Origin of the sequence: Paenibacillus sp. P3E, assembly GCF_001909045.1 — a bacterium.
GTDB classification, from domain to species: domain Bacteria; phylum Bacillota; class Bacilli; order Paenibacillales; family Paenibacillaceae; genus Paenibacillus_AQ; species Paenibacillus_AQ helianthi.
In genome coordinates this window covers 38,769-64,696 of sequence record NZ_LVWH01000148.1, presented here as the reverse complement: position 1 = coordinate 64,696, position 25,928 = coordinate 38,769, and the positions used below count along the sequence as shown (strand labels likewise).

At 51.8% G+C, this 25,928-nt stretch carries 24 protein-coding genes; 4 read left to right on the top strand and 20 right to left on the bottom strand.

All coding sequences use genetic code 11. The features are described from left to right. Window positions 1-136: 136 nt before the first annotated feature. The gene (gene dapF, locus A3842_RS12875; RefSeq protein WP_074101674.1) at window positions 137-973 is read right to left on the bottom strand and encodes a diaminopimelate epimerase; all 837 of its coding nucleotides are present in this window, start codon (window positions 971-973) and stop codon (window positions 137-139) included. A 72-nt stretch (window positions 974-1,045) separates the two neighbouring features. Next, a complete protein-coding gene (locus A3842_RS12870; RefSeq protein ID WP_074101673.1) occupies window positions 1,046-3,865 on the bottom strand; it encodes a calcium-translocating P-type ATPase, SERCA-type in 2,820 nt (939 codons plus the stop codon). 192 nt (window positions 3,866-4,057) lie between these two features. On the opposite strand from A3842_RS12870, the gene A3842_RS12865 reads away from it, so the two are divergent. Further along, window positions 4,058-5,983 (top strand): Rqc2 family fibronectin-binding protein, encoded by a 1,926-nt coding sequence (locus A3842_RS12865; RefSeq protein ID WP_074101672.1) that lies wholly within the window; start codon window positions 4,058-4,060, stop codon window positions 5,981-5,983. Window positions 5,984-6,203: 220 nt separating this feature from the next. Here the strand turns inward: A3842_RS12865 and A3842_RS12860 are convergent, their stop codons facing one another. The 15 genes from A3842_RS12860 to A3842_RS12790 all read right to left on the bottom strand — a co-directional run bounded on the left by A3842_RS12860 (window position 6,204) and on the right by A3842_RS12790 (window position 21,475). Next, on the bottom strand, window positions 6,204-7,091 hold the full coding sequence (locus A3842_RS12860) for a PHP domain-containing protein (protein ID WP_074101685.1): 888 nt from the start codon (window positions 7,089-7,091) through the stop codon (window positions 6,204-6,206). A 36-nt stretch (window positions 7,092-7,127) separates the two neighbouring features. Beyond that, window positions 7,128-7,697 (bottom strand): GNAT family N-acetyltransferase, encoded by a 570-nt coding sequence (locus A3842_RS12855; protein WP_074101671.1) that lies wholly within the window; start codon window positions 7,695-7,697, stop codon window positions 7,128-7,130. An 89-nt stretch (window positions 7,698-7,786) separates the two neighbouring features. Next, window positions 7,787-8,686 (bottom strand): LysR family transcriptional regulator, encoded by a 900-nt coding sequence (locus A3842_RS12850; protein WP_074101670.1) that lies wholly within the window; start codon window positions 8,684-8,686, stop codon window positions 7,787-7,789. A 182-nt stretch (window positions 8,687-8,868) separates the two neighbouring features. Continuing rightward, window positions 8,869-9,384 (bottom strand): hypothetical protein, encoded by a 516-nt coding sequence (locus A3842_RS12845; RefSeq protein ID WP_305953388.1) that lies wholly within the window; start codon window positions 9,382-9,384, stop codon window positions 8,869-8,871. A gap of 34 nt (window positions 9,385-9,418) precedes the next feature. Continuing rightward, the gene (locus tag A3842_RS12840) at window positions 9,419-10,384 is read right to left on the bottom strand and encodes a GGDEF domain-containing protein (protein ID WP_074088584.1); all 966 of its coding nucleotides are present in this window, start codon (window positions 10,382-10,384) and stop codon (window positions 9,419-9,421) included. Further along, window positions 10,365-11,261, bottom strand: coding sequence for an EAL domain-containing protein (locus tag A3842_RS12835; RefSeq protein ID WP_256701683.1), 897 nt, complete (start codon window positions 11,259-11,261; stop codon window positions 10,365-10,367). Before A3842_RS12835 ends, A3842_RS12840 begins: the two co-directional genes overlap by 20 nt. 195 nt (window positions 11,262-11,456) lie before the next feature. Then, entirely contained in the window at window positions 11,457-12,167 is a 711-nt protein-coding gene (gene eutC, locus A3842_RS12830; protein WP_074101668.1) for an ethanolamine ammonia-lyase subunit EutC, read from the bottom strand. Between the two features lie 53 nt (window positions 12,168-12,220). Beyond that, window positions 12,221-13,576 carry an ethanolamine ammonia-lyase subunit EutB gene (gene eutB, locus A3842_RS12825; protein ID WP_074101667.1) on the bottom strand — a complete coding sequence of 452 codons (1,356 nt, stop codon included), beginning with the start codon at window positions 13,574-13,576 and terminating at the stop codon, window positions 12,221-12,223. Window positions 13,577-13,606: 30 nt separating this feature from the next. Next, the gene (locus A3842_RS12820; RefSeq protein WP_074101666.1) at window positions 13,607-15,073 is read right to left on the bottom strand and encodes an ethanolamine ammonia-lyase reactivating factor EutA; all 1,467 of its coding nucleotides are present in this window, start codon (window positions 15,071-15,073) and stop codon (window positions 13,607-13,609) included. Window positions 15,074-15,195: 122 nt separating this feature from the next. Further along, entirely contained in the window at window positions 15,196-15,459 is a 264-nt protein-coding gene (locus A3842_RS12815; protein WP_074088579.1) for a YlbG family protein, read from the bottom strand. Window positions 15,460-15,502: 43 nt separating this feature from the next. Further along, the gene (locus A3842_RS12810; protein WP_074088578.1) at window positions 15,503-15,943 is read right to left on the bottom strand and encodes a YlbF/YmcA family competence regulator; all 441 of its coding nucleotides are present in this window, start codon (window positions 15,941-15,943) and stop codon (window positions 15,503-15,505) included. A gap of 73 nt (window positions 15,944-16,016) precedes the next feature. Next, entirely contained in the window at window positions 16,017-17,975 is a 1,959-nt protein-coding gene (locus A3842_RS12805; RefSeq protein ID WP_074101665.1) for a helicase-associated domain-containing protein, read from the bottom strand. Beyond that, window positions 17,972-19,672 (bottom strand): DNA repair helicase XPB, encoded by a 1,701-nt coding sequence (locus tag A3842_RS12800; RefSeq protein ID WP_074101664.1) that lies wholly within the window; start codon window positions 19,670-19,672, stop codon window positions 17,972-17,974. The genes A3842_RS12805 and A3842_RS12800 overlap by 4 nt, the downstream gene beginning before the upstream one ends. Window positions 19,673-19,795: 123 nt before the next feature. Next, window positions 19,796-20,227: a CBS domain-containing protein gene (locus A3842_RS12795; protein WP_083606649.1), complete on the bottom strand. Its 432-nt coding sequence runs from the start codon at window positions 20,225-20,227 to the stop codon at window positions 19,796-19,798. Between the two features lie 78 nt (window positions 20,228-20,305). Then, window positions 20,306-21,475 (bottom strand): M20 family metallopeptidase, encoded by a 1,170-nt coding sequence (locus A3842_RS12790; protein ID WP_074101663.1) that lies wholly within the window; start codon window positions 21,473-21,475, stop codon window positions 20,306-20,308. Between the two features lie 238 nt (window positions 21,476-21,713). Between A3842_RS12790 and A3842_RS12785 the strand changes: the two genes are divergently transcribed. Continuing rightward, window positions 21,714-22,061, top strand: a complete 348-nt coding sequence (locus A3842_RS12785) for a YugN family protein (protein WP_074101684.1) — start codon at window positions 21,714-21,716, stop codon at window positions 22,059-22,061. Then, entirely contained in the window at window positions 22,058-23,302 is a 1,245-nt protein-coding gene (ftsW, locus tag A3842_RS12780) for a putative lipid II flippase FtsW (protein WP_074088573.1), read from the top strand. The genes A3842_RS12785 and ftsW overlap by 4 nt, the downstream gene beginning before the upstream one ends. Before the next feature lie 134 nt (window positions 23,303-23,436). Here ftsW and A3842_RS12775 read toward each other — a convergent pair whose 3' ends face one another. Further along, window positions 23,437-23,802, bottom strand: coding sequence for an Asp23/Gls24 family envelope stress response protein (locus tag A3842_RS12775; RefSeq protein ID WP_019911482.1), 366 nt, complete (start codon window positions 23,800-23,802; stop codon window positions 23,437-23,439). Window positions 23,803-23,955: 153 nt separating this feature from the next. Between A3842_RS12775 and cax the strand changes: the two genes are divergently transcribed. Next, window positions 23,956-25,026 (top strand): calcium/proton exchanger, encoded by a 1,071-nt coding sequence (gene cax, locus A3842_RS12770; protein ID WP_074088572.1) that lies wholly within the window; start codon window positions 23,956-23,958, stop codon window positions 25,024-25,026. Between the two features lie 93 nt (window positions 25,027-25,119). Here cax and A3842_RS12765 read toward each other — a convergent pair whose 3' ends face one another. Both A3842_RS12765 and A3842_RS12760 read right to left on the bottom strand, forming a co-directional pair. After that, window positions 25,120-25,425: an Fpa/YlaN family protein gene (locus A3842_RS12765; RefSeq protein WP_074088571.1), complete on the bottom strand. Its 306-nt coding sequence runs from the start codon at window positions 25,423-25,425 to the stop codon at window positions 25,120-25,122. Between the two features lie 181 nt (window positions 25,426-25,606). Then, a complete protein-coding gene (locus tag A3842_RS12760) occupies window positions 25,607-25,852 on the bottom strand; it encodes an HPr family phosphocarrier protein (protein WP_074088570.1) in 246 nt (81 codons plus the stop codon). Window positions 25,853-25,928: the final 76 nt, after the last annotated feature.

Below are 25,928 nucleotides of genomic sequence, written 5' to 3'. Positions count from 1 at the left end.
TCAGCAAAAAAGCATTTGTATTGGTTGTGCATTCATTCACAATCATGCGCAAATACGAAAAAGAGCTATCTTCAAGTGAAAGATTCCGCTTGAAAATAGCTCTTTTATTGTTAAATCCTGATTGTAGGATGACCGATTAAATGTCCACCGAACCCGTGTATACCACCTGAGCCGGGCCAGTCATGTAAACATGGTTGTCTTCTTCGTTCCATTCAATATAGAGATCGCCGCCCTTCAGGCTGATTGTCGCGGTTCGGTCGGTTAGACCATTCAGCACTGAGGAGACCAACGTGGCGCAAGCACCAGTTCCGCAGGCCAAGGTAGGTCCTGCTCCGCGTTCCCAGACACGCATATCGACATGTCCGCGGTCCAGAACAGTGGCGAATTCAACGTTGACCTTTCTCGGAAACAGCGGGTGTACCTCCAGCTTTGGCCCCCAAGTGGTCAGGTCAAAGCCTACAGCATCATCCACATAGATTACACAATGCGGATTGCCCATAGATACAGCGGTGAATTTGAACTCTCTGCCATCCGCTTCAATCGGCTGGTCCAGCACAGGCTCGGCATCGATAGCCACAGGTATCTGCGCTCCTGACAACACAGGCTCGCCCATATCAACTGTAACCGTCTCCACCACGCCGTCCTTCACCTTCAGGGATACCTTCTGCTCACCGGCACCGATGGTTTCGATAACAATCTGCTCAGAGCTAACCAGTCCATGCTCATAGACATATTTGGACACACAACGGATCGCGTTCCCGCATTGCTCTGCTTCCGAACCGTCCGAATTCATAATGCGCATCATATAATCACCGCGTTCTGACGGCAGTATATAGACTAGCCCGTCCGCACCTATTCCGAAGAACCGGTTACACAGGGTAACTGCAAGCTCAGAAGCATTAGCAGGAAGCTCCTGCTCGCCGAAAACGATAATAAAGTCATTGCCAAGGCCATGCATTTTGGTAAATTCCATTGAGATTCCACTCCTAAAGGTTAGTAACAGTGAACCAAGCATACCTTAAGGAGTGGGTTTAAGCTATTGATTTTATGCCGAAATTTTTGTACTTTTTATCATTGTCCGTCCTCCGCTGCGGCTGTGGTTCTTCTTGCCGCCCCACACGCTGCCAGCTCCCATCAGGAAGGTAGGAATGCCTGCGGTAACCAGCACCAGACACCATTCACGGAAGGTAAGCGGCACGGTCTTGAACACTGGCTGGAGCACAGGCAGATACATAACTACCAGCATCAGCAGAACTGATGAGAGCACAGCCAGCACCAGATATTTGTTCTGAAACGGATTGCGGTGGAACACTGAGCGGGAGCTGCGGCAGTCAAAGACGTGAATCAGCTGGGCCATAACCAGGGTGGCAAAAGCAACCGATTGCGCCCGGATCAGCTGCTGCGGACTGCCGGGGTCAATTCGCAGCGTCAGCCAGAAAGCGGCTAAGGTGCAAAGGCCGATCAGCAGCCCGCGGCTGATGATTTTCCATCCAAGGCGGCGGGCAAAGATGTTCTCTTTCGATCCGCGCGGCTTGTGCTCCATCAAATCTTTCTCAGCCTGATCCACCCCAAGTGCCATCGCGGGCAGGCCGTCGGTTACCAGATTGACCCAGAGAATCTGGATGGGAACCAGAGGCAGAGGGAGCCCCAGCATCATGGCAAAGAACATCGTCAGAATCTCCCCTACGTTCGAGGCGAGCAGATAACGGATAAATTTGCGTATATTCTCGTAAATGTTCCGTCCTTCCTCAATGGCCGCTACTATAGTAGAGAAGTTGTCGTCGCCCAGAATGAGCGAAGAAGCTTCTTTGGTTACGTCTGTCCCCGTGATCCCCATGGAGATCCCGATATCCGCCGCTTTGATCGCCGGGGCGTCATTTACCCCGTCCCCGGTCATCGCCACGACATGCCCATGGCGCTGCAGGGACTTGACGATGCGCAGCTTATGCTCTGGAGAAACCCTTGCATACACGTATACATTATCCGATACCTTATCGAGGGCATCGTCATCCATCCGGGTGAGCTGGCTGCCGGTTAATACAGTTCCGCCACGCTGCAAAATACCCAGCTGATGGGCAATCGCTTCTGCTGTGGTTCCATGGTCTCCGGTAATCATCACTGTCTTGATCCCTGCTCTTCGGGTGATGCTGATGGCATCGCGCACCTCACGGCGCGGCGGATCGATCATCCCGGCCAGTCCGGCGAAGACCAATTGGCATTCGGCTTCTTTTTCACTGCCTGCAACTTCACCGGAACGCATTTCCCTGTAAGCCATTCCCAGAACACGCAGCGCACCCGATGCCATTTCTTCATTGGCCTCCATCACCTTCTGGCGCAAGGTAGGTGTGCAAGGTACGACCGCACCTTCCCACAGCATATAGGAGCAGCAGTTCAGCAGAACATCCGGCGCACCTTTGGTACAGATCATTTTACCGCCCGGATGATTGACAACCACGGACATCAGCTTGCGTTCGGAGTCGAACGGAAACTCCGTTTCCCTTGTATAGGTCACAGCAAGCGACTGCGCAGTCAGCCCCATTTTTGCGGATAAAGTAACCAGTGCCCCTTCCGTTGGGTCACCTTTCAGCTCCCATACAGACGGATTGGCCGCATTCTTGCCGGTTTCACTGCTTTTCTCTTTCTCTTTGCGCTTGTTCCGGATTTCTCCGGGAAAGGTTTCAATAATCTCTGCATTGCTGCACAGTGCGCCGATCTGGAGCATGCGCCGCAGGTTTTGATCATTTTTAAGGTCAATGGGCTTGCCCTTTTGCAGTACATGTCCGATTGGGGCATAACCTTCACCCGTTACCTCTAAATTCCGCCCGGCACTCCATAACCTCGTGACCGTCATTTTGTTCTGGGTTAACGTTCCCGTCTTATCGGAACAGATCACCGAGGCACACCCGAGTGTTTCGACCGATGGGAGCTTGCGGACAATGGCCTTGCGTTTGATCATCCGCTGAACGCCGAGTGCAAGCGCAATGGTGACAATGGCCGGCAGCCCTTCCGGAATCGCCGCTACAGCAAGGCTTACACCGGCAAGGAACATAGCAGCTACAGGCTGCCCATGCAGAATACCCGCAGCTACAACCACAATAGTCAGGCCGAGTGAAACATAGATCAGAATCTTCCCCAGCTGCTCCAGCCGATGCTGGAGTGGTGTTTCCTGAGATTCGGTATTCAGGATCAGATCGGCAATTTTGCCCATCTCGGTATCCATGCCGGTGCGTACAACGATGGCCCGGCCAGTTCCCCGCGTGACCATTGTGCCCATAAATCCGATATTTTTCTGATCACCAAGCGGAATTTCCTCGGCATGAATAGCTTCCGAATGCTTGGAGACGGGCAGTGATTCACCGGTTAGCGCGGACTCCTCTGCGTACAAAGCGCTGCACTGCAGCCAGCGGACATCGGCAGGAATCCGGTCACCGCTCTCCAGCAGCACAATATCGCCAGGCACCAGCATTTTGGCGGGAATGTGCTCAACCTTTCCATCGCGCAGCACCTTTGCAGAAGGTGCCGAGAGCTGCTTGAGCGCACGCAGCGAACGTTCGGCGCGGAATTCCTGGACAAAACCCAGAACCCCGTTCAGCATAATAATAGCGACAATCGTTATGGCATCCAGGTATTCGCCCAGCAGACCGGACACCAGCGTCGCTCCCATCAGCACCAGTACCATGAAATCCTTGAACTGGTTAAGCATTAGGGTAACCGGAGATATCGCCTTCCCTTCCGACAACTCATTGTGTCCGTTCTCCATCAGCCTCTGCGCGGCATCCTCTCCGCTTAGGCCCGATCCCGGATGAACGCCGAACATCTTCTGCAGTTCCTCTGCACCGAGCCGGTGCCAACTTTTTTGTTCCATAGTCCTACTTTCCCCTCCCGGTCGTTTCTTGACTTCCGGCGGCGCACAGCTTTTCCACCTGTTCATGTCCAAGTGTATTCATAGTCGTCCCAAAATATCACTTCTCCCATGGCTTCTCCTTTTGCGCAAATGTGTCAAAGTATGGCATCATAGAGAGAGTACTTTATTATCAGGCGACAGGAGAACATGATCATGGCATTAGACGGCATAGTAACCAGAGCGATCGTGCACGAGCTTCAATCCTTTATCGGTGCACGTATCGGCAAAATATATCAACCCAGTACACACGATCTAATCTTCATCCTCCGTGGCTCCGGGGGTGGCGGTAAGCTGCTGCTCTCTGCCAATCCTACTTATCCGCGGGTTCATCTGACCGACAGAAACAGCATTAATCCGGCGGAAGCGCCGATGTTCTGCATGCTGATGCGCAAACACTGTGAAGGCGGAACCATCGAGAGCATCAGTCAAGTTGGGTTGGAGCGCATCATTCATATCCAGGTAAGGACCCGGGATGAGCTCGGAGATGTATCGGCCAAAAAAATCATCATCGAGCTGATGGGCCGGCACAGCAATATCATTCTTACCGATCTTGCAACAGGCACCATTATCGACGGTATTCATCACGTTACTCCGACAATCAGCAGCTACCGGAATGTTATGCCCGGTATCGCCTATATTGAGCCGCCGCAGCAGCATAAGCTGAATCCTTTGGTAATCGGCCAAGAGGCATTTATAAGTCTCGCAGCAGCTGCTGAGCAGGATGCGCTGACAGCTGGCTCCGGTGAAGAGCAGGAGCCAGAAGAGATGATTGAGGGTGAGCTCGCTGACCTCTTGAAGTCGCTGGAGGAGCCCAAGGCGGACGGCTCCGGCGGTCCAGCGCCTTCAGCCGACCCTATCCAATGGATCGTGCATGCCTTCAGCGGCATCAGTCCGCTAATTGCCGGAGAGATTGTGCGGCAGAGCGGTGTAACCGGACCTGCTTCAGCAGCCGACTCCGCAGGTAGTACATCTGTCGTTTCACCCGAGTCGGATGAACATTGGACGGAAGAGATGACGTCATTATGGAGATCTTTTGACAAAGTGCTTGCGCCGGTACGGGTAGACAGCTTTTCCCCGATGTCAGGAGCAAACGCCAAAGGCAAACCCGTCTTCTCGGCCATTGCACTTACACTTGAGGATGAGCATGTCAAGCATTACAGCTCCATCAGCGCTTGCCTGGAGGATTATTACGGAGATAAGGCCGAGCGAGATACAGTGAAGCAGCGGGTTAGTGACCTGATCCGTTTCCTGAGCAATGAACGGAGCAAAAACGTCAAGAAGCTAGCCAATCTGCAAAAAGACCTGGATGAAGCCCAGGACGCCGATCAATTCCGGATCTGGGGTGAGCTGCTGTTCGCTTCATTACATGCTGTCTCCAAAGGCGACAAGCAAGCTACACTTGTGAATTATTACGATGAGGACCAGGCGGAAATCACCATCCCGCTAGATCCGCTGCTCACTCCTTCAGACAATGCACAGCGGTATTTCAAGAAATACAACAAATACAAGAACAGCCTGCTGGTGATCAACGAACAGTTGCTCAAAACCCATGAGGAAATTGCTTACATGGAAACACTACTGCAGCAACTGGCCCATGCTTCATTGAATGACATCGAGGAAATCCGCGATGAGCTAGTGGGTCAGGGCTACCTGCGTGACCGCAGCAAAAAGGGTAAAAAGAAGAAAAAAGCCACCCGCCCTACCCTGCAGGTGTTCACTTCTTCGGAAGGCGTGGAAATCTATGTCGGTAAAAACAATCTTCAAAACGAATATGTCACCAACCGTCTGACTTCGGCCAATGATACCTGGCTGCACACCAAGGACATTCCCGGCTCTCATGTGGTGATCCGCAGCGAGTCGTTTGGAGATGCTACGCTTGAGGAAGCCGCACAACTGGCTGCTTATTTCAGCCAAGCCAAACAATCAAGCAGTGTCCCTGTGGATTGTACACTCATCCGTCATGTCCGCAAGCCCAGCGGGGCTAAGCCCGGCTTCGTGATCTACGATCATCAAAAGACCCTATTCGTCACTCCTGATGAGGAACGGATCAAGAGTCTGCCGAATACGCTCAAGAATTAAGGCATACTACGCATGCTGCTGTAACTCTGGACTGCATTCTTAAACATAAAGAACCACCAGCCAAAAGACAGATGTCCTTGGCTGGTGGTTCTTTATATATCACGAAAGCGGGAACGGCACGAAGGGAGTCGCTAAGAACGGCATTTCTGCCGTTGCTTTGCTTAGTCGGCATATTCCAGACCACGGACCACTTCCCATGCGCAATTCAGCTTCACTTTACCTAAGATCCGGATGACTCACCTTTCAACCGCTCCAGCACCGCGACCGGCACCGAAACGCTGCCAATCTCTCCATGAAACACAACCCCTTGGCGCGCACCGTGGAAATCCGAACCGCCAGTGACCAGGAGTCCGTATTCTTCAGCGAGCGCGAGGTAACGTTCTTCATCGGCAGGGCCGTGATCCGAATGGTAGACCTCAATGCCGCGCAGCGCACTGCGTTCAATAATACCACGGACCAGTTCATCATCCCCGTAGATTCCTGGATGGGCAAGTACCGCTGCTCCACCTGCTTCAGCAATCCATTCGCATGCCAGCTCCGGCGTGATGCGCGGCGGTGACACATAAGCCGCTGCGCCTTCAGCCAGATACTTGTCGAACGCATCACGCATATCCGAAGCCGCCCCGAGACGCACCAATGCGTCGGCAATATGCGGACGGCCCACGCTCTCGTCGGGCTTCAGCTCCCGTCCTATGCCTGCGGTAACTTGATCCAGCGTAATGTCGATGCCCAGTCCCTGCAGCTTCGCAATGATCGCCTCATTCCGCTGCGCGCGGGTATCTCTTTGCTCTGCAAGCCTGGACAGAAACAGTTCCTGTTGTGTATCCATGTAATAGCCCAGCACATGAATCTCTTTCCCGCCGGCTCGCGTACTGATTTCGACTCCGGGAACGACAGTAATGCCGTATTTCCGCCCGGCCTCAAGAGCTTCAGCGACTCCGGCCACCGTATCGTGATCTGTAATTGCTACTGCCGCCAGCCCTTTTTCATAGGCCAATCTTACATTCTCAGCCGGAGGCTGCATTCCGTCCGAAGATAATGTATGGGTATGCAGATCGGCTCTGCCTGAGAACCCGCTGCCCGTCTGTTCTTTTAATTGGCTGTCCATATGCTCCTGCCCCATTATCCTACCTGCCCTTCAAGTCTATTGGCTCCTTGCTGATTCCCATTCCTCACGAAGAATCCCCATCTTAATGGCATCGTAGTACTCACCTCGCACAATCCGCGCCTTGCGTACCCGCGCCTCTTCGATCATGCCGCATTTCGCGGCCAACCCCATCATCCGGACATTGCCCGACCATGTGCCTATTCCAAGCCGGACCGTATCCATGGCCTCAAAAAGATATTGCATCCACATCCGGAATGCCTCGGTCCCATATCCGCCTGACCAAAAACGCGAATCAAACAGAACAATTCCGATTTCAAACCAGTTCGTCTCCTTCGACACCCAATATCTGCCTACCGTTCCTTTGAGTTCGCCGTCAATATCAATCACCAGACGGCTGCGGGGCTCGTCGGTATATACCAGAGCCAAGGTCTCGGTAAATTTCGGCGCGAACGTTTCATAGCTTTCCCATTCCTGCATCCCGTAAGGACCATTCCAGAGCAGATGCTCCCTGTCCTCCGCTTCATATTCATAATAATAAATAGTGCGGATGTCCTCTTCCGTCAGATCCCTCAGCGTAACTTTTTCTCCCTGCAGTACAATGGTCATACGTATCCTCCGCTCGAAAATTTCAGCATATTGATTCCCATAATACCCCAAATATGCGGATGAGCGTATATACAAATTGATTATACTGTTTACTGATCTCCTGCATGGTCACGCAAAAACGTCAGAAACGTCACCGCCGAAATAGGCAGCAGCGTCGATTTGAGATGGATCGCATAAAACTGTCTTTTAAACGAAGCATCCGTAATGTTGACAATCTTCAGCAATCCCAGCGCCACTTCATGTTTAACCGAGGAGGTAGAAATAATGGTGAGTCCGAGCCCTGCTTCCACCGCCGATTTCACGGCTCCTGTACTTCCCAGCTCCATCACCACTCGCATCGCCCCCGGATCCAGTCCCTTGGCCAGCAATTGTTCTTCCATGACCCGGCGGGTCCCTGAGCCCTGTTCACGAAGCACAAACGGATGCTGCAGCGCTTCCGCAAGCGTAACTTCATCTTTCTCCGCCAGCGGGTGCTCCCGAGGTACGATCAGCTTCAGCTCGTCTCCCATTACCGGTTCAATGACCATATCCGGATGGGAGACCGGCGCCTCGATCAGGCCGAAATTCAGCTGATGCTTGTGAATCTCCTCCAGCAGCTGAGAGGTATTCATTACCTTCATCATAATGGAGATGTGAGGGTAGGCTTTGCCAAACGGACCCAAAAGGCGCGGCAGCACGTACTCCCCAATGGTCAGGCTTGCTCCCAGCAGCAGACGTCCCTCCAGCATATGGGTAAACGCCGACATCGCCTGGTCCGTCTCCCGCATCAGCTGAATGCTGCGCAGCGCGAACGGCAGCAGCGTGCGGCCGGCCTCCGAGAGGATTATTTTTTTACTGGAACGGTCGAAGAGCTTGGCTCCGAAGTAATCCTCCAACGCCTGAACCTGCATAGTCACTGCGGGCTGTGTCATGTGAAGCGTCTGTGCCGCGGCAGAGAAACTTCCTCTCTCGGAAACGGTATAAAAAATATGCAGCTGATGAAAATTCATGCTTAGGACTCCTTCTATATAAAAAACTCAAGTGGAAACGGCTTCGCCGCCCTTTTAAGGGACGGAATCCGTTTCAGCGAGAAATATAAGGATGATTTATAGCGTGAAACATATAAATTCTTATATTTTCAAAAAAAACATGCAGCCTTCCGCCGCATGCCTTCTCTGTAACTGTGCGCTCGTTATCTGCGTCTGCGGCGCTTCTTCACCAGCTTTATGCGGCGGGAATGGCGCAGCCATGAAAAGTAGGCTCTCAGATCCCGCAGCTGGGGAGTCGATGAAATATTGCCGAGAAACGTAACCACAATCATCACATACAGCGGATCTCCGGAGATCGTGGTGGCCCCTTCCAGTTCCTTGAACTGAACCACCATTGATGTGTCATTGTCGATCAAATAAGCGTGATATTCTTTCTGTGAATATGGCCTTACCCGGTTCTGCTTCACGCATTGCCATATCCACGCGCCAATATCCACGTCCTTGCCGTCTTCCTTACTGATCCGGTCGGTATAACGGCTTTTCGCATGCGGTGTTATAACAATATCGGCCACACTGTATTCATTCAGCATGATGTGAAAGGGCTCGTACACCCCCCACGTTTCCATCCCCTTGACATGCATAATCATCACACTCCACTGAAAGGGTCTTGGCATGCTCTTATTGTTGTCAATATTACCGCATTGACGTTTGTTGTTCAAGCATATCACCCTTACAGTCTATAGTGCCCAAGGTTCAGCAGGTTTTACTTACAGAGCGATCCCTGTCATCGACATAGCTGCTGCCTTTGATCATTTTGCATTTTTTCTTGAGTCTTGCCGCCTCCCCGGAGAGGTCTTCGATGGAATCGAATGGACGGTAACGGTTAGTAACAACGGCTATTGAGATCGAAACCAGCGGAATTTCTTCCACCACGCCTGATCGGCCCTCGGTCAGCACGTAATGCTGTGCTAAATGACCTGGATGATAAAACCCTTGCATCACCTTATCAAATTCCTCCATAATGGTCCGGCAATATTCCTCGTAATGATAATCATCAATGAAAATAATAAAGTCATCCCCGCCGATATGACCCAAAAACCCTTCCAGCCGCAAGGTGCAATGCTTGAGAATCTCCGCGGTGGCCTGTATCATCCGGTCGCCTTCCTTAAACCCGTAAGTATCGTTATACGCCTTGAAATGATCCAGATCTATGTACAGAACACTGAACTGCTCCTGCAGCAGCGATTTCACCATCCACTCATTTATGCTCAGATTCCCCGGCAGACCGGTCAGTGGGTTCAAAAAGCTCGCGGCCACCGCCTGGATCTCGGCAAAATTAAGCAGCAAATCCCTTACGCTTACCGCTCCAAATAGTGCCCCTTCATGGGTGACCAGCACGTAATCATAGAGATGCTCTTCACTTCTGTCCATCGCCAGCCGGCTGACCTCGGTAATCGGTGTTTTGTAATCTACAACCAGCGGTGAACCGTCCATGATCAGTCCGACGGAGCGGCCCATATACAGGGTGAAACCATAGAGTGTACCGATCTGCTGATAAAAGCGAATCCTCATGATCAATGCGACCGCTTGCCCGCCCTCCGTCACTGCCACACCCTGAAGCTGAGGATTGCTCTTAAAGATATGGTCTACATACGCGCATTTCTGGTGAGGGGAGATCTCTGGAATTTGTTCAGCAATTTCACCGATCTGAAGAAACATGCTTATAGCCTCCTCTAACTGGAACTTGTGGGGAATCCGCTGGAAAAGCACCCCGCACCGGCCGGTGTCCGGGTCTGCCAAGCGCATAGCCTTGTCCGAATTCAATGCCGGCCATTTGCAAATACAGCAGTTCTTCTTCCGTTTCGATACCTTCAGCAATGACCCGGGTAGCGGATCGATAGGCATATTCACTGATTAGCTCCAATAGCTCCTGCTGCTCCCGGTTGCCGTGGATGCCACGGATCAGGGATTTGTCCAGCTTGATGAACTCCGGCTTCAGATAGACCAGAGTCTTGAGGCTGTTATAGCCGGAGCCGGCATCGTCCACAGCAATTCGGAAGCCCTGCTCACGGTAATGTGACAGCACTTTCTCGAATCCTACATAATCCTGGACTGCCTGCCGCTCGGTTAATTCAAATACAACCCGCTCCGGGGAGAGATTCAGCTCCTGCAGGAGACTGAGCGTTTCACCGCTTTTATGCCGGACATCGTTCAAGACTCCCGGGTGTACGTTGATAAATACAAGCGTGTCGGTCTTTGCTCCTCCTTCCGGCAGCCGTTCCATATAACGCGATAGCGAAATCCGCCGGCAATAGTGCTCGAATCTGAACATCTGATCCGTACGGCCGGCAAATTCATAGAAATGCTCCGTGGTCGGAAATTGCGTAGAGTTGGGCGGCCTGTTCAGTACCTCATGACCCATCGTCAGCCCGCTTCTCAGCTGCAGAATCGGTTGGAAAAAGGTATCCAGCCGCCCATGATTCATAATATCCAACAGGGCCGACAGCCTTCTCAGCTCCTTCACCTCGTTATGCAGCCTGCCGTTGATGTGCTGAAGATACTGGGGAATTGCCGACAGTTTTTGGGTTATTGCCATTCGTTTCGTCATTAGGTCACCTGTTTGTTTTCTCTCGTGAATTTTGTCACTCTCTTCCCAGCATATAGCGGAAGTATTAAGCAGCGATAAAAAGTACAAGGCAAAACTGAGGCATTTCGACAATTCCCACGGCTTCGTCCACAAAAAAACTGCCCTGATTTGGGCAGTTCAGGAATTAGATCCCGTTCATTCTGTTTACTGAACCAGACCAACCCCGCTCTTTTTTTGTTTCAGCATGCTGGCGATCAGACTGCCTATATGAGCACCCGCTTCCACGGGAGGTGTCCCGCCTTGATGAATATTGGAGATGACCATCCGATCCGAATCAGTCATTCCGGCACACGGTCTATAACAGAGATAGGCACTCATCGAATGGGAGGTAATCAGCCCCGGCCGTTCACCGATCAGGAGCACGATAGTCTCCGGATGGAGAATATCTCCAATGGCATTCATAATTCCCACCCGCCCATTCCTTACAAAAAAAGGAGTCCCTGCCTTCAGACCCTGCACCTGCAGCGAATCCAGCAGCGCCGGAATCAAATCACCCGCATTATGCTCAATGGCACCGGCACTGAGCCCGTCCGAGACCACAAGCTGCACTTGAGGGAAAGGAACACAACGCTGGAGCAGCTGCTGTATGCTGTGATCCGGCAGGAGCCGGCCCAGATCCGGTCTCCTTAAATATAGCTCTTGGTCGACCGCTCCGGAATCCACTATGAAAAGCCCCAGCTCTGCAAGCAGGTCGGTGCTAACGCTGCCGTACACTGAATCAACTGCAGCCGCATGATCATATCGCAGCTTCAGCAGTTCACGGGTGGTCGGCCGCGTGCCCGCTCTGCCCGTGCCAATTCTGGCGGGCGTCGCCTGCTTCAGCTCCTGCATTCTGTCTTCATCTCGAAAGGGCATATTTTTTCCTCCTGAACGTTTGGTTAGCTATACTTTTTTTGAGACCATTCCACCTACATCAATCTCGTCGGGTCACCGGCAAGCGCGGTCAGCCGCCCGTCCTGCAGAATGCCCATGCTCTCTGCCCACGCCGCGAATTCAGCGCCGGGCTGCAAGCGCAGCAGTTCCCTGAGAGTAGCTATATCATGAAAGCTGGTTGACTGGTAATTCAACATACAGTCGTCCGCCATGGGCACCCCGATGATGAAATTCACCCCAGCGGCAGCCAGCAGGACAGCCAGATTATCCATATCATTCTGGTCTGCCCGCATATGGTTGGTGTAACAGACATCCACACCCATCGGCAGCCCCTGGATTTTACCCATGAAATGATCCTCCAGGCCTGCTCTTATCACCTGTTTGCTGTCATATAAATATTCCGGGCCTATGAACCCAACTACGGTATTCAGCATAAAGGGCTTGAAGCGCTTCGCCAGCCCGTAGCAGCGGGACTCCAGCGTTACCTGGTCAATACCATGATGGGCCCCTGCAGACAGCTCGGAACCCTGGCCGGTTTCAAAATACCAGCGGTTCTCACCCTTCGCCGTTCCCGACTCCTGAATCAGCTGATCAGCTTCCTCCAGTAGCCGCAGGTTAATGCCAAATGAATCATTGCCGCTCTGCGTACCCGCAAGACTCTGGAAGATCAGATCCGCTGGCGCGCCCTTTTCAATGGCTCTCATCTGGGTGGTGACATGGGCGAGCACACTGTTTTGAGTCGGAATGTTCCAGCGATGGATGACCTCCATCGTCTCATGGAACAGCCGGAGGATGTTGTCGGTTGTATCGATGACCGGATTAATCCCAATCACCGTATCCCCAACACCGTAGCTCAGCGCTTCATAGATTGAAGCCTTCATGCCTTTAGGATCATCTGTCGGATGGTTGGGCTGTGCCCGGCTCCCCAGTCTTCCTCTGCCCCCAAGAACCGTATTGCAGCGGGTGATAACCTCGCACTTGGCGGCGGCTTGAATCAGATCCAGGTTGGACATGAGCTTTGCAGCCGCTGCTACCATCTCACTGTTCAATCCTTTGCTGATGTCCTGAACCCCGGCCGCGTCTTGGGACAGCAGCTGATCCCGAAGATCTCCCACCGTCCAGTGGCGAATGCGCTGATATCCCTGTTCATCTACGCCTTCTTCGATGACTCTTGAGATTTCATCCTCTTCTGGAGGGAGCATAGGGTGGCTGCGGATATCGGCCAGTGTCAGATCCGCAAGCAGCAGCTTGGCCGCTATCCGTTCTTTGGCATGCTCCGCTCCAAGTCCAGCCAGTATATCCCCTGACCTCTCCTCATTGGCTGCAGCGAACAGCTGCTTCAAATCGCGGAAGCCATAGCTCTCCCCTTGTAGCGAGATCGTCAATTTCATCGGCTTCAATCCCTTTCTTTGTTTTTTCCCTCATGAATGAAAAACAAGGGTTTTTACAGCTAGCGGAATATATCCTTCACCTACAGGCTCACCGATGTCCACATAATCCCCATGCCGGGCCGCAACCTGATCCAGGCATACACAAGGCAGGGTCCCGCCCGTTATCAGATGGATACAATTCCCCAGCGCTTTTGCGATATCATTCTCACAAATGATAACAGCCATTTCCAGCTGATAATGAATAGCCGAGGCAGCTGCAGCTTCGGCAATCCGGCGGATCAGCGGATAGGTACAGACAGAGAGATGCGGAACAATTACTGCGAACTTGCACGCCTCTGTTCCTGCACCCCCATATTTTTGTTTCCCTTCCGCAAAAGCTTCTTTTACTCCGAGCTCTATCGCGGTTAGCTCTTCACCGGGCTGGTCATGCCATGTCACACGCACCAGAGGTAGGTTCCTCAGCGGGAGCAGCATCCGGTCCGCGAACACGGTTGAGCCGCTTAGCATTGCCGTGTGGACTCCAGCCCCAATAACGGTAGCCCGTTGCGCTTCCGGCGCAGCCTGTAGTTTTACAGGATAACGGATTCCGGCGATACGCAAAGCCGAGGCCAGCAGCGGTCCGATATCTCCGAATCTGGCGGCTTCAGCGAGGTTTGACGGTGACTCCTGCTCCATAAGCGCACCTACACCACCGGATATCCAGATCTCAGCAATCTCTGTTTCAGCGCGTACCTTTCTGCTGTCAGGATTTCCGTAGATGAGTGGATATTTGCTCCAGTCCACAGTCTCTTGAATCCCCTCCAGCAGCATTTCACTCCATCGTTCAGCAAGTTGCCGGAGCTGGCCAATCTCAGCCACCTCTCCCTCCCGTAACATCGTGAAACCCGCAGATTTCAGCCAATGCAGGACAGGAGGGGAAATCCGTGTGATGCTCCCGTCCTTTTCCAGCATGATCAAACGGCCCCCGATATGGAAATTGAGCGTTCGAATACAGCTCCCGCCTTCGAAAAAAGCAGCATTGGCTGTCCCGCCACCGATATCCACATTGACTACCTGTCCCTTTACGTGCAGGGAACGGGCTTCTGCCCCAGATCCCCTGCCTGCCAGCACTGCTTCCAAATCCCCGCCCGCCTGTGCAACAACGAATTCTCCTGCACTTGCAGCAAGGCTATGCAATACCACATCCGCCTGCTGCTTAAACGCTGTTTCCCCGGTAATGATAACAGCACCCGTATGAATATCATCAGGTAAAAGACCTGCATTGCTATACTCGCTGGCCAGAATCCGCTCTAATTGCCCAAGATCTATCTGCGAATCTCCAATCAGCGGTGTTCGATGCATCCGGCTTTCATAGAACATATTTCGTTCGGTAATATGAAACTGCGGAAGGCTGGACAAGCCGGATTGCCGCTCTATTTTCAAACGGCTGAACACACATTTTGTCGTACTGGTTCCAATGTCAATGCCTGCGCTTGTGAGCCATTCTTCATTCTGCATGTTCCTTGGGTTCTCCCTCCTGCTTCAATCCCTCTCTGACTTTCAGATCTACCTGTTCCTATGTAAATTATGCAAAAAAGCAGATGCCGCCCTGGCACCTGCTCATTCTCAAAGATCAGAACCTACAATCCATAATAACGGGTCTTGTCCGGTCCGTTGCTGGTATATTCTGTCTTCAGTTCATTTCGGTAGGATCTTTCAATCTTGCGCACGTAGGAGAGTCTGCGGACGTTCTTCATGACTTCCTCGGCTCGTTCCGCGTTCACATACATCACGGCGTAATGCATCTTCCTGGATACATAATGCAAAGTCCCGTATTTCTCCAGATTCCGTGCCGCCTTAACGTCACTAACCCATACAATATATCCTGTTCGTTCCGCAAACATCAGCTATTCGCCTCACTTTCTGTTCCCCTGATCAGAAGCCTATCTATCCGCAGGAGCAGCTGCCGCCGCTGCCGCATCCTCCGCCTTTGGGAGACGGGTCATTGCTTGGAACCTTAATGCTCTCCGATACCGAATAAGCAATGGTTTCTGACATGGAATGAAGCATATCATCAAGGTTTTTCTCTGCCTGCTTGAAGCGGGCAACCTCTTCGAACTGCTCAAGCTCCTGCTCTACCACTGTAACCTCATCCTTGGCTGAATGATAGTTAGGATGAAAATGTCCAAACCGCTGTGTCTCCTCAAACAGCTCTTTCTTCCCCTGCAGCCGCTTGACCATGGCCTGGATTTCCGGGCTGGCATCCACCCGTCCTTTCCAGTATAAGTAATCCGACACTTCGGCGGATTGATTAATCATATCACCTAATTCATAGGCGTATGTCAGCACTTCGGCCATATCGACCGTATTCAATTCCGCTACGCTCATGAACTTCAACTCGTTTCTGCGTTAATGTTCTACTGCATACCGTAGACTCTCCTATCATACCATACCCGCTAGCCTAAGCAGAAGAGGAATTTCTCCGCAATTTGGGAATGATGAGCTGCATTTCCTGCCAATCGTCCGCGCCCAGCCGCATCTCCTCCACACTATCCGAATCCACGGAAAGCAGCACACCTTTTACTTCCCAAGGATTGCGGCTGATCCGTACAGGGATAAATTCACAATCTTGTCCCTTATGGGTCAAACGGACCTTAATCCCCCATTCCAAAGCCTGCTCCATTACTTTTTGGGCAGTCGTAACATGATACTTGCGCCATTGCTTCATCCACATTTGCGGAACAGACTCGAGACCAGTAAGTATCGCCTCCTCTGCGGCATGCGGATTGAAAGGTACTCTTGGCAGTTCCGGGGCGCTTACAAGCAGACCGCGTTCTGTACCATCGACGGAAAAGACAGCTGCAGAAGACAGGTTCTCCCTACTCCCGCTGACTAACGGCCAATCCTTCCCGGGCTTTTCTTCCTGTCCTGCTATCCTCTTGGCTGGAGCCATTCCTGCTGCTCCCAATTCCTTTCGTACTAGCTCGATATCTTCCGCACGGACGATAAAATGTAATGGCCCTAAGCGGGACAGAATTCCAGCCATACGGGGATGGGCAGCGATATCATTTCCGTCTGCCTCGGAACGGCAAGAAAGCAGGATTACCTCTGAGAGCTCTGTTCTGCCGATTCCTTTGCCCCACTGCACCAAAGACTGCTCCACCTGGTCCGGCAGTCCGCCCTTTGCATGCCTTGCCAGCCAGCTAATCACATTTTGCGGTGACAGCCCCTGCTCTGCTGCAGATTCCAGCTTGTTCCGGGTCAGCCGGTAGCTCCATAGATCATCACTATGCAGTAATTCTGCACAAGCTGCGAGCATCCAGCGCTGATTGTAAGGACACTCTGGAGGAACCAGCACCTCAAAATCCGGTTGCACAATGAAACCGGGAGATGCCGAAACCGGCCGTTTTCCAGCTTGCTGCACTAAGGTCTCCTGATCCCTTCTTTTCTCAGCTCCGATCTCTTGTGCTGGAATACCGCTGCTGGGGCTGGAGAACGAAGCAGGCTCGCCCGGATGGATTTCTGGTCTGGCCGCCGTCCAGCGGAAACAAGCTGATCCGTCATCCAGACTTCCCAGCTCACACCAGCCGAATCCGGCCAGTGCTCTGAGCCAATTCCGTGCAGAAGCCTCCAGCGTTTCCACGGATTGTTCTAGGACCAGTCCCATTTCAGACATCCAGGCCAGAATATCCCGGATCATAAACCACTGGCCTGAATAATACCCGGATGAGGAAATGATATAGCGGAAATGCTGCTCTGCAGGCCCCGGAAGGCCGTAACGGTTCAATATCACTCCGTACAGCAGATTCGACATCTCTATGCCTGAAAGCTGCAGCCAGTTTTCCAGCATACCTGTGTCCAGAAGATACGCCGAATCTGTGCGGCGGACAAGCCCCAGGCATAGCAGGAGATCGAGCATAACCATGACCGGAAGCGGGAACGGATACAACGCTAGCTGATCCGGCGGGAACAGACCCTTCAACTGTTCCTCCGGCAGAGTAAGCGTGTCGGCCAGACGGCTGATATTTTTTTTATGGACGGCTCCTTTGGCAGTAACCGGAAGCCCTTCACTGGCGATGAACACCAGCGTTCGAAACCATTGTCCAGCGAGCTCCGGTCCGGCCTCCGCTTCAATTACCGCCACCCTTCCTGCTGCCCGGACAGGTGAACCGGGGAACAGCTTCTGTAGAAAAAAAGGGAGGTACTGCCCGGGAATTTGATACAGCCGCTCCCCCCATAATTTCTGCCGAAGCTCCAGCACACCCGCCTCCCGCAGTTCCAGAAGAGCCAGATGCAGTTCTACCCGGCACAGTGACACTGGAGACAGTTGCTCTGCCTGAGCTTCTGTAAACCGTTGCGCGGCGTAGTTTTTGATGATTTGGTGGAGCACCAGTAATGCTTCCCTAGATAACCCCATCATAGGATGATCTCCTCCTGCTGCTCCGTCTGGACAGCATATTCATAGCCCTGCTCGGTCAGAAACAGACGGCGGCGTAAAGCAAAATCCTGTTCCCTGCTGTCTCCCGACACGAGTGTATAAAAGTAGGCCTTGTTCTCACCCGGCTTCGGCCGCAAAATACGCCCCAGGCGCTGAGCCTCCTCCTGCCGGGAACCGTAGGCACCAGACACCTCAATGCCCACCGAAGCATCCGGAAGATTCACGGCAAAGTTCGCTACCTTGGATACAACCAGAAGCCGCAATCTTCCCTCTCTAAAGGCAGAATACAACTCGCCCCGCTCGCGCTGAGGCGTTTTCCCGGTAATCAACGGCGCTTCCAGGCTTTCCGCCAAGTTCCTAAGCTGATCCAGGTATTGCCCGATGACCAGCACGGATTCATCAGGATGTGTGCTAACAATTCTCGCCACAGCCGCAATCTTCGCCGGATTCCCTGCAGCGATCCGGAACTTCTCTCTTTCTCCGGCATACAGATACTTGAGCCTTAACTCATCAGGCATAGGCACAACGACTTCTATGCAGTCTACAGCCGCTATCCATCCCTGCTTCTCCAGCACCTTCCAGGGCATTTCATAGCATTTAGGGCCGATAAGAGAAAATACATCCGTTTCACGCCCATCCTCCCTGACTAATGTTGCGGTCAGTCCAAGCCGCCTGGTGGCCTGGATATCTGCTGTAGCTCTGAACACCGGAGCCGGAAGCAGGTGCACTTCGTCGTAAATAATCAGTCCCCAATTCCGCTGCGTAAACAGATTCATATGAACAAAAGATCCTCCTTTGGATCGCCGGTGCGTCATCATTTGATATGTCGTCACCGTAACCGGCCGGACCTCTCTTTTCACGCCGCTATATTCTCCTACAGATTCTTCATCCAGACCGGTTCTCGTCAGCAGCTCTTCCCGCCACTGCGTCACTGAGGTAGCGCTTGAAGTGAGAATCAGTGTCTCGCATTGGAGACTCTCCAGCACCGCCAGACCCACAATCGTCTTACCTGCACCGCAGGGCAGAACAACAACACCGCTCCCGCCCATTCCCTCGAACCTGCGGACCGCTGCGTCCTGATAGTCACGCAGACCAAAAGCATCCCAAACGGCAGCCGTTCCACTCCCGGCAGATTCCTTCCATGGCACATGTAGTGCCTGACCGTCCCGATATCCTGCATAATCAAGAACCGGGAACCCCATCCTCGTCAGTTCCTGCTTCAGCAGACCCCGTTGTTCTGCCGGACATTGGTATTCCAATGGAGCCGTTCTTACCAGACCGACCTCAACCAAGCTTGCTTGTTCTGCCAATTCGTCTAATAGCCCAGGGGTGTCAGCGCGCAGGATCATCAGCGAAAGATCGGCCGAATCAGCATAGAGTTGCAGTCTTCCGTAACGGGATACCAGAAGTTTGACTTCTTCCTCCAGGCCTGCGGGAATCCCCGAGCGCGATAGCAGGCTCAGACTCTGTATTATTTCTTCCGCAGTCTTGCCTGCAGCCGCCGCATTCCAAAGTGACAAAGGGGTAATCCGGTAAGTGTGATAGGCAGGGAGACTCTTCACAAGCTCGCAATAATCGGCCAAGTCCGTTCTTGCCGCCTCAAAACCGGGATGTCCGCATTCCAGCAGCAGGGTCCGGTCCTTACGGACGATGCACGCTCCTATTCCGCTTCCTTTCATCCAAAACCCTCCAATACGAATCTGGCTATGGTCTCCCGGGACTATGTATCTTTTGAAATAAGAAGGTAGCAGGAAAAAGCCCACCCCCGTAAACAACGGACATGAGCTTCCCCTAGTGCTTATCTAATGCAGATGCTGCTGCGAAATGTCAGTCAGGGCATCAGCTGCTTCATCAGCGAAAATGTTCTTCACTGCCAAATCGCCCAGCGATACAATCCCGATCAGCTTTTTCCCGTTCACAACCGGTATGCGCCGGATCTGCTTGGAAGCCATCAGATCGGCTGCTTCGTCCACAGAGGTCGATTCAGAAACAGCTGTGATCCCTTTGGTCATTACCGTTTCCACGGAAGTTGAACCGGAATGCTTCTGTGCATAACCACGGATGACCAAGTCCCGGTCCGTAATGATACCAATCAAGGTTTCTCGATCCGTTGAATCAACAACGGGGATTACACCTGTATCAGCATCTCTCATTTTCACGGCAACCTCATAGATATTGTCCTGCAGTGTCACACACACAGGATGCGTTGTCATCACTTCTTTGACTGTCTTCAAGATTGAACCCTCCTATCATGTTGTCCATGTTCTTCGGAAGTAGGGTCCCCTTAAACTGTAAATTTATGCGTAATTTATTTATTCATTCAGGCAGGAATCAGCCATCGCTACGAGCAGTTTCGCACCATACAGCAAGGCATCCTCATCAAAATCGAATTTGCTGTGGTGATGCGGGTACACCGCATCTTTATCCGGGTTGCCCGCTCCAACAAAGATGAAACAGCCGGGAACTTCCTTGACATAATATGCAAAATCCTCTGCCGGCATGATTTTCTCCATCTGAACAACGCTGACCGAATCTCCAAGTGCTGCGGGAGCCACACGGAAAAAACGGCGGAATTCCGCTTCATCATTTACCAGCGGGGGATAACCCATCAAATATTCCATCTTGGCTTCTGCACCATAGGCCGCCGCCACGGAAGCCACGATCTCTTCCATTCTATGGCGGATGAGATAACGGGTCTCCTCATCGAATGCACGCACCGTCCCGGTGAGCCTGCATCTCTCCGAAACGATATTCTGGGCCGAACCTCCCTGAATCGTACCCACACTGACTACAGCAGGCCGTAACGGGTCTACGGACCGGCTCACAATGCTCTGCAGCTGCGTCACAAGAGCAGCTCCGGCCACAATACTATCGACCGTGCGATGTGGAGTACCGGCATGTCCGCCTTTGCCGATGATGTCGATGAAGAATTCATCCGCTGATGCCATCAGCGGCCCGGGTGCGCTGGCTACCGTTCCAAAGGGCAGCGGTGTCCACAGATGCAGACCGTAGACCGCATCCGCCCCCTCCAATACCCCTTCAGCAATCATTCCCAGCGCTCCGCCGGGGCAAATCTCCTCCGCAGGCTGAAACAGGAAGCGCAGCTCTCCTTGCAGTTCTTCCTTGCGGCTGCTGTAATAGGATGCAGCCGCAAGCAGCATGGACGTATGTCCATCATGACCACAGGCATGCATGACTCCAGGTTTCTGTGAGGCATATTCCCGGCCGTTCTCTTCCGTGATGGCAAGAGCATCCATATCTGCACGCAGAACGACCGTTTTCCCAGGCTTCTGCCCCTTTAATATCCCGGTCAATCCATAACCCGCCTTGCTTCTAATGATCCCAATCCCGAACTCTTCAAGCTTGGCAGCAACAAATGCCGATGTCTCTTTCTCCTGGTAAGACAGCTCCGGATGACGGTGCAAATGCCGGCGCCATTCCACCATATCCGGCAGCAGCTGTTCAAGCGCTAACCTCTCCATATTTAATCCATTCCCTTCTCCTGATTCCCGCTTTGGACAGGCTTTCGAACCTTCCGTTCTACTTTCATTCAGCCGATAAGGCTATATTTCTATTATTGTAGCAGAAACACAAAAAAGAGGGTACCGATCGCTCTGGCACGCCTTGCAGAACACCGGGAAACATACTATCATGAAAAAGAACATCTATAATAATGAGCATGAAATTATGATTATACTTCATAAGGGGGATATGTGCGCTATGTTATTTGAGAACACGGGCCTCGTTGGATTGAAGAGCGACCTTCTCTATCTGGACGAAAGTGCCGCCAAAGCCGGGTTCATCCGCTGGCAGTGGGAATACTACCGTGCCACTTACGACTGCAAAATCGAAGACAAGCAGAACGGCGGAGAATATTTTTTACGGATCAATACACGTGCTGTCGAGGGCAAGCTGGAAAAGTCGGACGCTGTGCTCGCCATTGAAGCCGTTTACTTGGGCAAAGCCACCTTTCCTCATGGTCTGGAGTATGAATCTCCGGTTCCTACACCTGTTCTGGATGATGCGGCGAAGCATATTCTTGAACTGAAAGCGCTGCTTGAGGCTTGAGAAGTGTAAAGGGAACGACGACAAAAAATGTCAGCCTGCCCAAAAGAGGAACGCCTGATTTCCAGTTGCTTATTCTGACTCTCCTGCTTGTCGGCTTTGGACTCGTGATGGTCTTCAGCTCCAGTTCAAGCCTTACCTTAGCCAGTGAAAAGTTCGGAAATGATCCCTTATTTTTTGTTAAACGCCAGATCATCTGGGTGGTGCTTGGAAGCATCGTCATGTTTATGACCATGAATATCCACTACACTAAATTCAAGAAATGGTATGCACCGATCTTCATGATTACATTAGTTCTGCTATTGTTCGTGGCGTCCACAGAGAAAATCAACGGTGCCAAAAGCTGGTTCAGCATCGGGGGTCTCGGCATCCAGCCCACGGAGCTGGCCAAAATTTCCATCATTCTCTATCTGGCTGCCCTGATTACCAAAAAAGGCGAGCGGCTTAGAGATTTGCGCACTGGATATATTCCGGTGATGGTTATTGTCGGGATTGTAGCCGGACTCATTATGATGCAGCCGGATTTAGGTTCATGTCTTATCCTTGTTGCCACCAGCGGGCTTGTCATCTACGCAGGTGGGGCGAGCATGAAGCACATTATGGCTTCCATTGCTCTGCTTGTGCTGGGTGTCGGCATTGTTATGGGAGCGAAAACAGCCATTGATTCCCTGTCACCGTCCTCAGGGACCACGGCAGGCAGCCAGGACTACAAACAGGACCGGATCAGCGCCTTCTTAAACCCTATGGCAGACGCTGAAGACAGCGGCTTCAATATCGTTCAGTCCTTGATTGCTCTTGGGGAGGGTGGAACCCGCGGTTCCGGCTTCGGGCAAAGTATCCAGAAGCTGCATTACCTGCCCTATCCGTATACAGACTTCATCTTTGCCGTTATCGGTGAAGAACTGGGATTTGTGGGGACATCCATTTTTCTGTTAATTTACCTCTACTTCATTTGGCGGGGCATCCTGATTGCGCTCAGATGCACGGATCCTTTCGGAACCCTTGTCGGCATCGGGGTCATGGGTCTGATTGCCATCCAGGCCTTTGTCAACATCGGTGGTGTCACCAACACGATTCCGCTTACCGGGGTAACCCTTCCATTCATCAGCTATGGCGGTTCCTCCTTGCTGGTTACCATGCTCTCCATGGGGATTATGCTTAGTATATCAAGAGAGACCAACCGGCCAGCCAAAGAGGAAGTCACGAAATCGGTTACTACCGTTAGACAGGTACGCGCCCGCTGACGGTACAGATGTGTCGTTTCAGCGAGAAATGAATTTTTATATGATTTCACCAAACAAAAGGCAGCCCAGGATAACCTCCCGGACTGCCTTTTGGTATTCAGGTCAGCAAGCTGCCCTCTTCAGCGGTATACCGCTTACGAAATTTCGTCGTTCTTAAAAGCCACGCCTTCTACCTTAACGTTGACTTCAACGATATGAAGTCCCGTCATGCTCTCCACAGCCTCGCGTACATTCTGTTGAAGCATCCGGCACACCTCGTGAATCGGAGTTTCATACAGAACGATAATGCGCAAGTCCACTGCGGCCTCAAGCTGCCCCACTTCAACGGTTACACCTTTTTGCACGTTCTTGCCGCTGAGACGCTTGGCCCAGCCCTCGGACAAGCCACCAGACATGGCCGCAATTCCCGGGGTCTCCAAAGCAGCCAGTCCGGCAATCTTCGAGACGACGTCATTTGATATCCGTATGTTACCCATTTCCAGTTGAAGTTGTTCCGCCATGCCATAACCCCCCTACACTCATTATCAATTATTGTAATTCGAAAACAGGCTAAAAAGCAAATGACTTTCTCGCATTTCCGTTTACACACAGGAACAATTTGGGTATATTGATTATGAATTCAACCTACATATTGAGACTGGAGTGTGCCTTACTTGAAAAAATGGATATCTCCCGCGCTGTTAGCCGTTACCTTTCTCCTCAGCGCCATCGGACATTATGCGGACTGGGACCACACGCTGCAGTTCATACTCTCTGCCATTTCGGTCGTTTTTGTAGCCGGATTTCTGGGAAGGGCTACCGAAAGTGTAGCTCACTATGCCGGACAGCGGCTGGGGGGCTTTCTAAATGCCACCTTCGGCAACGCGGCAGAGCTGATAATCGCCTTTTTCCTGGTGAAGGAAGGGCTGTTCGATATGGTCAAAGCCAGCCTCACCGGCTCCATCATCGGTAATCTTCTGCTGGTACTGGGCCTTAGTATCTTCGCCGGAGGCATGAAATTCAAAGTTCAGAACTTCAATGTCACGCTGGCTGGGCTAAATGGCTCTCTGATGATTGTGGCGGTCATTGCCCTCTTTGTACCCGCCATGTTCTTCAATACCCATTCCATCACGGAAAAAGATACGGATATACTCAGTCTCGTGGTCGCCGGACTGCTGATCGCCGCCTACATGGCCTGGCTGGTCTTCTCCATGATTACGCACAAAAAATATCTGGCAGACGTTACCGAAGACAATGATGAAGAACTGCCGAATGAGCATAAGCCAGCCTGGTCCATGAAGAGATCGATTATTTATCTGGTGCTGGCAACAGTAATGGTTGCTTTCGTCAGTGAATGGCTGGTGGGTACACTGGAAACTCTGACCGAACGTTTCGGCTTCAGCGAGCTCTTTGTCGGCGCCTTCCTTGTTGCCATCATTGGTAATGCCGCGGAGCACAGCGCTGCAATCATGCTGGCCATGAAGAACAAGATTGGTGCAGCGGTAGAAATAGCTGTCGGCAGCAGTCTGCAGATCGCTCTATTCGTCGCCCCGGTCCTGATCTTTGCCAGCTATTTCATGGGCAACACGATGGACATTGTCTTCACCACGATAGAGATTGTCGCGATCGCCGTCTCGGTCTTCATCGCCAAATCCATCATTCAGGATGGGGCGACCAACTGGTATGAGGGATTACTCCTGCTTGCCGTATACATGATTCTCGGCGTTTCTTTTTATCTCGTCTAAGACAAAAAAGCACATGGCGGACATAGGTCCTCATGTGCTTTTTTATAAATATAAGGATTATTTGTTGAACACCATACATTATCCTGCTTAAGATTACAGCATCTCGCGCTCTTCAGCTTTCTTATTCAGCGCATCGTACAGTACAGCCAGATTACGCTCCAGCTCGCTCAGTATCAGCTTACCCGAAATTTCCGGCACCAGGCCTGCTCTGACTGCAAAATCCACCTCTCTGGAGAAACCGTACATCTGGGTATCCAGCACTTCCTCATAGAGAGGACAGTAGCGTGTCGCCAGATTCTCCATCTGCACTTCAATGAGCTTCTGAATTTTATCTGCATCTTCTTGTAGAAGAGTGACTGCTCTTAGATTAAGCTGTTCCTGTAAATCCGATGAAGTCATGCATTATCCCCCCCATGTCCAAAAGTTACAGCTGCAATTGCTATTTAGTTTAATATTAGTCGAAATCGGAACCCAATACAAGAATGCAGTTTATAATCAAGCAGAAATGCACCATATTTTAGTTATATGTTTATAGAAAAAACGCCCTGCACAGGCAGGACGTCCTACGGGAATAATTGAATTATTCCGCTACCACTGTAAATTTCAATCCATGTTTGGCAAACACTTCGCTCATTGCCTTCTTTGCTTCTTCGGCATCTGCGCCATGAACATGCAGCTCGTAGCTTTGGCTGGATACAAGAGTTGTAAACAAACCAAGAATACTCTTAACATCAATGTACTTGTTCTCTGCTTGAAGAACGATAGATGAGTTGAACTGGCTTGCCGTTTGGGCAATATCCACGATTGCCGCATTGTTACTGGACATAGGAATCCCTCCGCAACTTGATTATGAAACTTAAGTCTTTTGTAACCAATTCCATGATACATTGAATCCGCTTACT

What these genes read in the sequence shown, in the direction of transcription:
- A3842_RS12775 (WP_019911482.1), bottom strand. Translation starts at nt 23,802, where the DNA reads ATGGCGGAACAACTTCAACTGGAAATGGGTAACATACGGATATCAAAT.
- A3842_RS12790 (WP_074101663.1), bottom strand. Translation starts at nt 21,475, where the DNA reads ATGGAGAGGTTAGCGCTTGAACAGCTGCTGCCGGATATGGTGGAATGG.
- A3842_RS12785 (WP_074101684.1), top strand. Translation starts at nt 21,714, where the DNA reads ATGTTATTTGAGAACACGGGCCTCGTTGGATTGAAGAGCGACCTTCTC.
- A3842_RS12850 (WP_074101670.1), bottom strand. Translation starts at nt 8,686, where the DNA reads ATGAATTTTCATCAGCTGCATATTTTTTATACCGTTTCCGAGAGAGGA.
- A3842_RS12870 (WP_074101673.1), bottom strand. Translation starts at nt 3,865, where the DNA reads ATGGAACAAAAAAGTTGGCACCGGCTCGGTGCAGAGGAACTGCAGAAG.
- A3842_RS12820 (WP_074101666.1), bottom strand. Translation starts at nt 15,073, where the DNA reads ATGCAGAATGAAGAATGGCTCACAAGCGCAGGCATTGACATTGGAACC.
- A3842_RS12765 (WP_074088571.1), bottom strand. Translation starts at nt 25,425, where the DNA reads ATGACTTCATCGGATTTACAGGAACAGCTTAATCTAAGAGCAGTCACT.
- A3842_RS12815 (WP_074088579.1), bottom strand. Translation starts at nt 15,459, where the DNA reads ATGTTTGCGGAACGAACAGGATATATTGTATGGGTTAGTGACGTTAAG.
- A3842_RS12855 (WP_074101671.1), bottom strand. Translation starts at nt 7,697, where the DNA reads ATGACCATTGTACTGCAGGGAGAAAAAGTTACGCTGAGGGATCTGACG.
- A3842_RS12840 (WP_074088584.1), bottom strand. Translation starts at nt 10,384, where the DNA reads ATGTTTCTTCAGATCGGTGAAATTGCTGAACAAATTCCAGAGATCTCC.
- eutC (WP_074101668.1), bottom strand. Translation starts at nt 12,167, where the DNA reads ATGCCCTTTCGAGATGAAGACAGAATGCAGGAGCTGAAGCAGGCGACG.
- A3842_RS12860 (WP_074101685.1), bottom strand. Translation starts at nt 7,091, where the DNA reads ATGGACAGCCAATTAAAAGAACAGACGGGCAGCGGGTTCTCAGGCAGA.
- A3842_RS12810 (WP_074088578.1), bottom strand. Translation starts at nt 15,943, where the DNA reads ATGAGCGTAGCGGAATTGAATACGGTCGATATGGCCGAAGTGCTGACA.
- A3842_RS12805 (WP_074101665.1), bottom strand. Translation starts at nt 17,975, where the DNA reads ATGATGGGGTTATCTAGGGAAGCATTACTGGTGCTCCACCAAATCATC.
- A3842_RS12800 (WP_074101664.1), bottom strand. Translation starts at nt 19,672, where the DNA reads ATGAAAGGAAGCGGAATAGGAGCGTGCATCGTCCGTAAGGACCGGACC.
- A3842_RS12865 (WP_074101672.1), top strand. Translation starts at nt 4,058, where the DNA reads ATGGCATTAGACGGCATAGTAACCAGAGCGATCGTGCACGAGCTTCAA.
- dapF (WP_074101674.1), bottom strand. Translation starts at nt 973, where the DNA reads ATGGAATTTACCAAAATGCATGGCCTTGGCAATGACTTTATTATCGTT.
- eutB (WP_074101667.1), bottom strand. Translation starts at nt 13,576, where the DNA reads ATGAAATTGACGATCTCGCTACAAGGGGAGAGCTATGGCTTCCGCGAT.
- A3842_RS12835 (WP_256701683.1), bottom strand. Translation starts at nt 11,261, where the DNA reads ATGGCAATAACCCAAAAACTGTCGGCAATTCCCCAGTATCTTCAGCAC.
- A3842_RS12760 (WP_074088570.1), bottom strand. Translation starts at nt 25,852, where the DNA reads ATGTCCAGTAACAATGCGGCAATCGTGGATATTGCCCAAACGGCAAGC.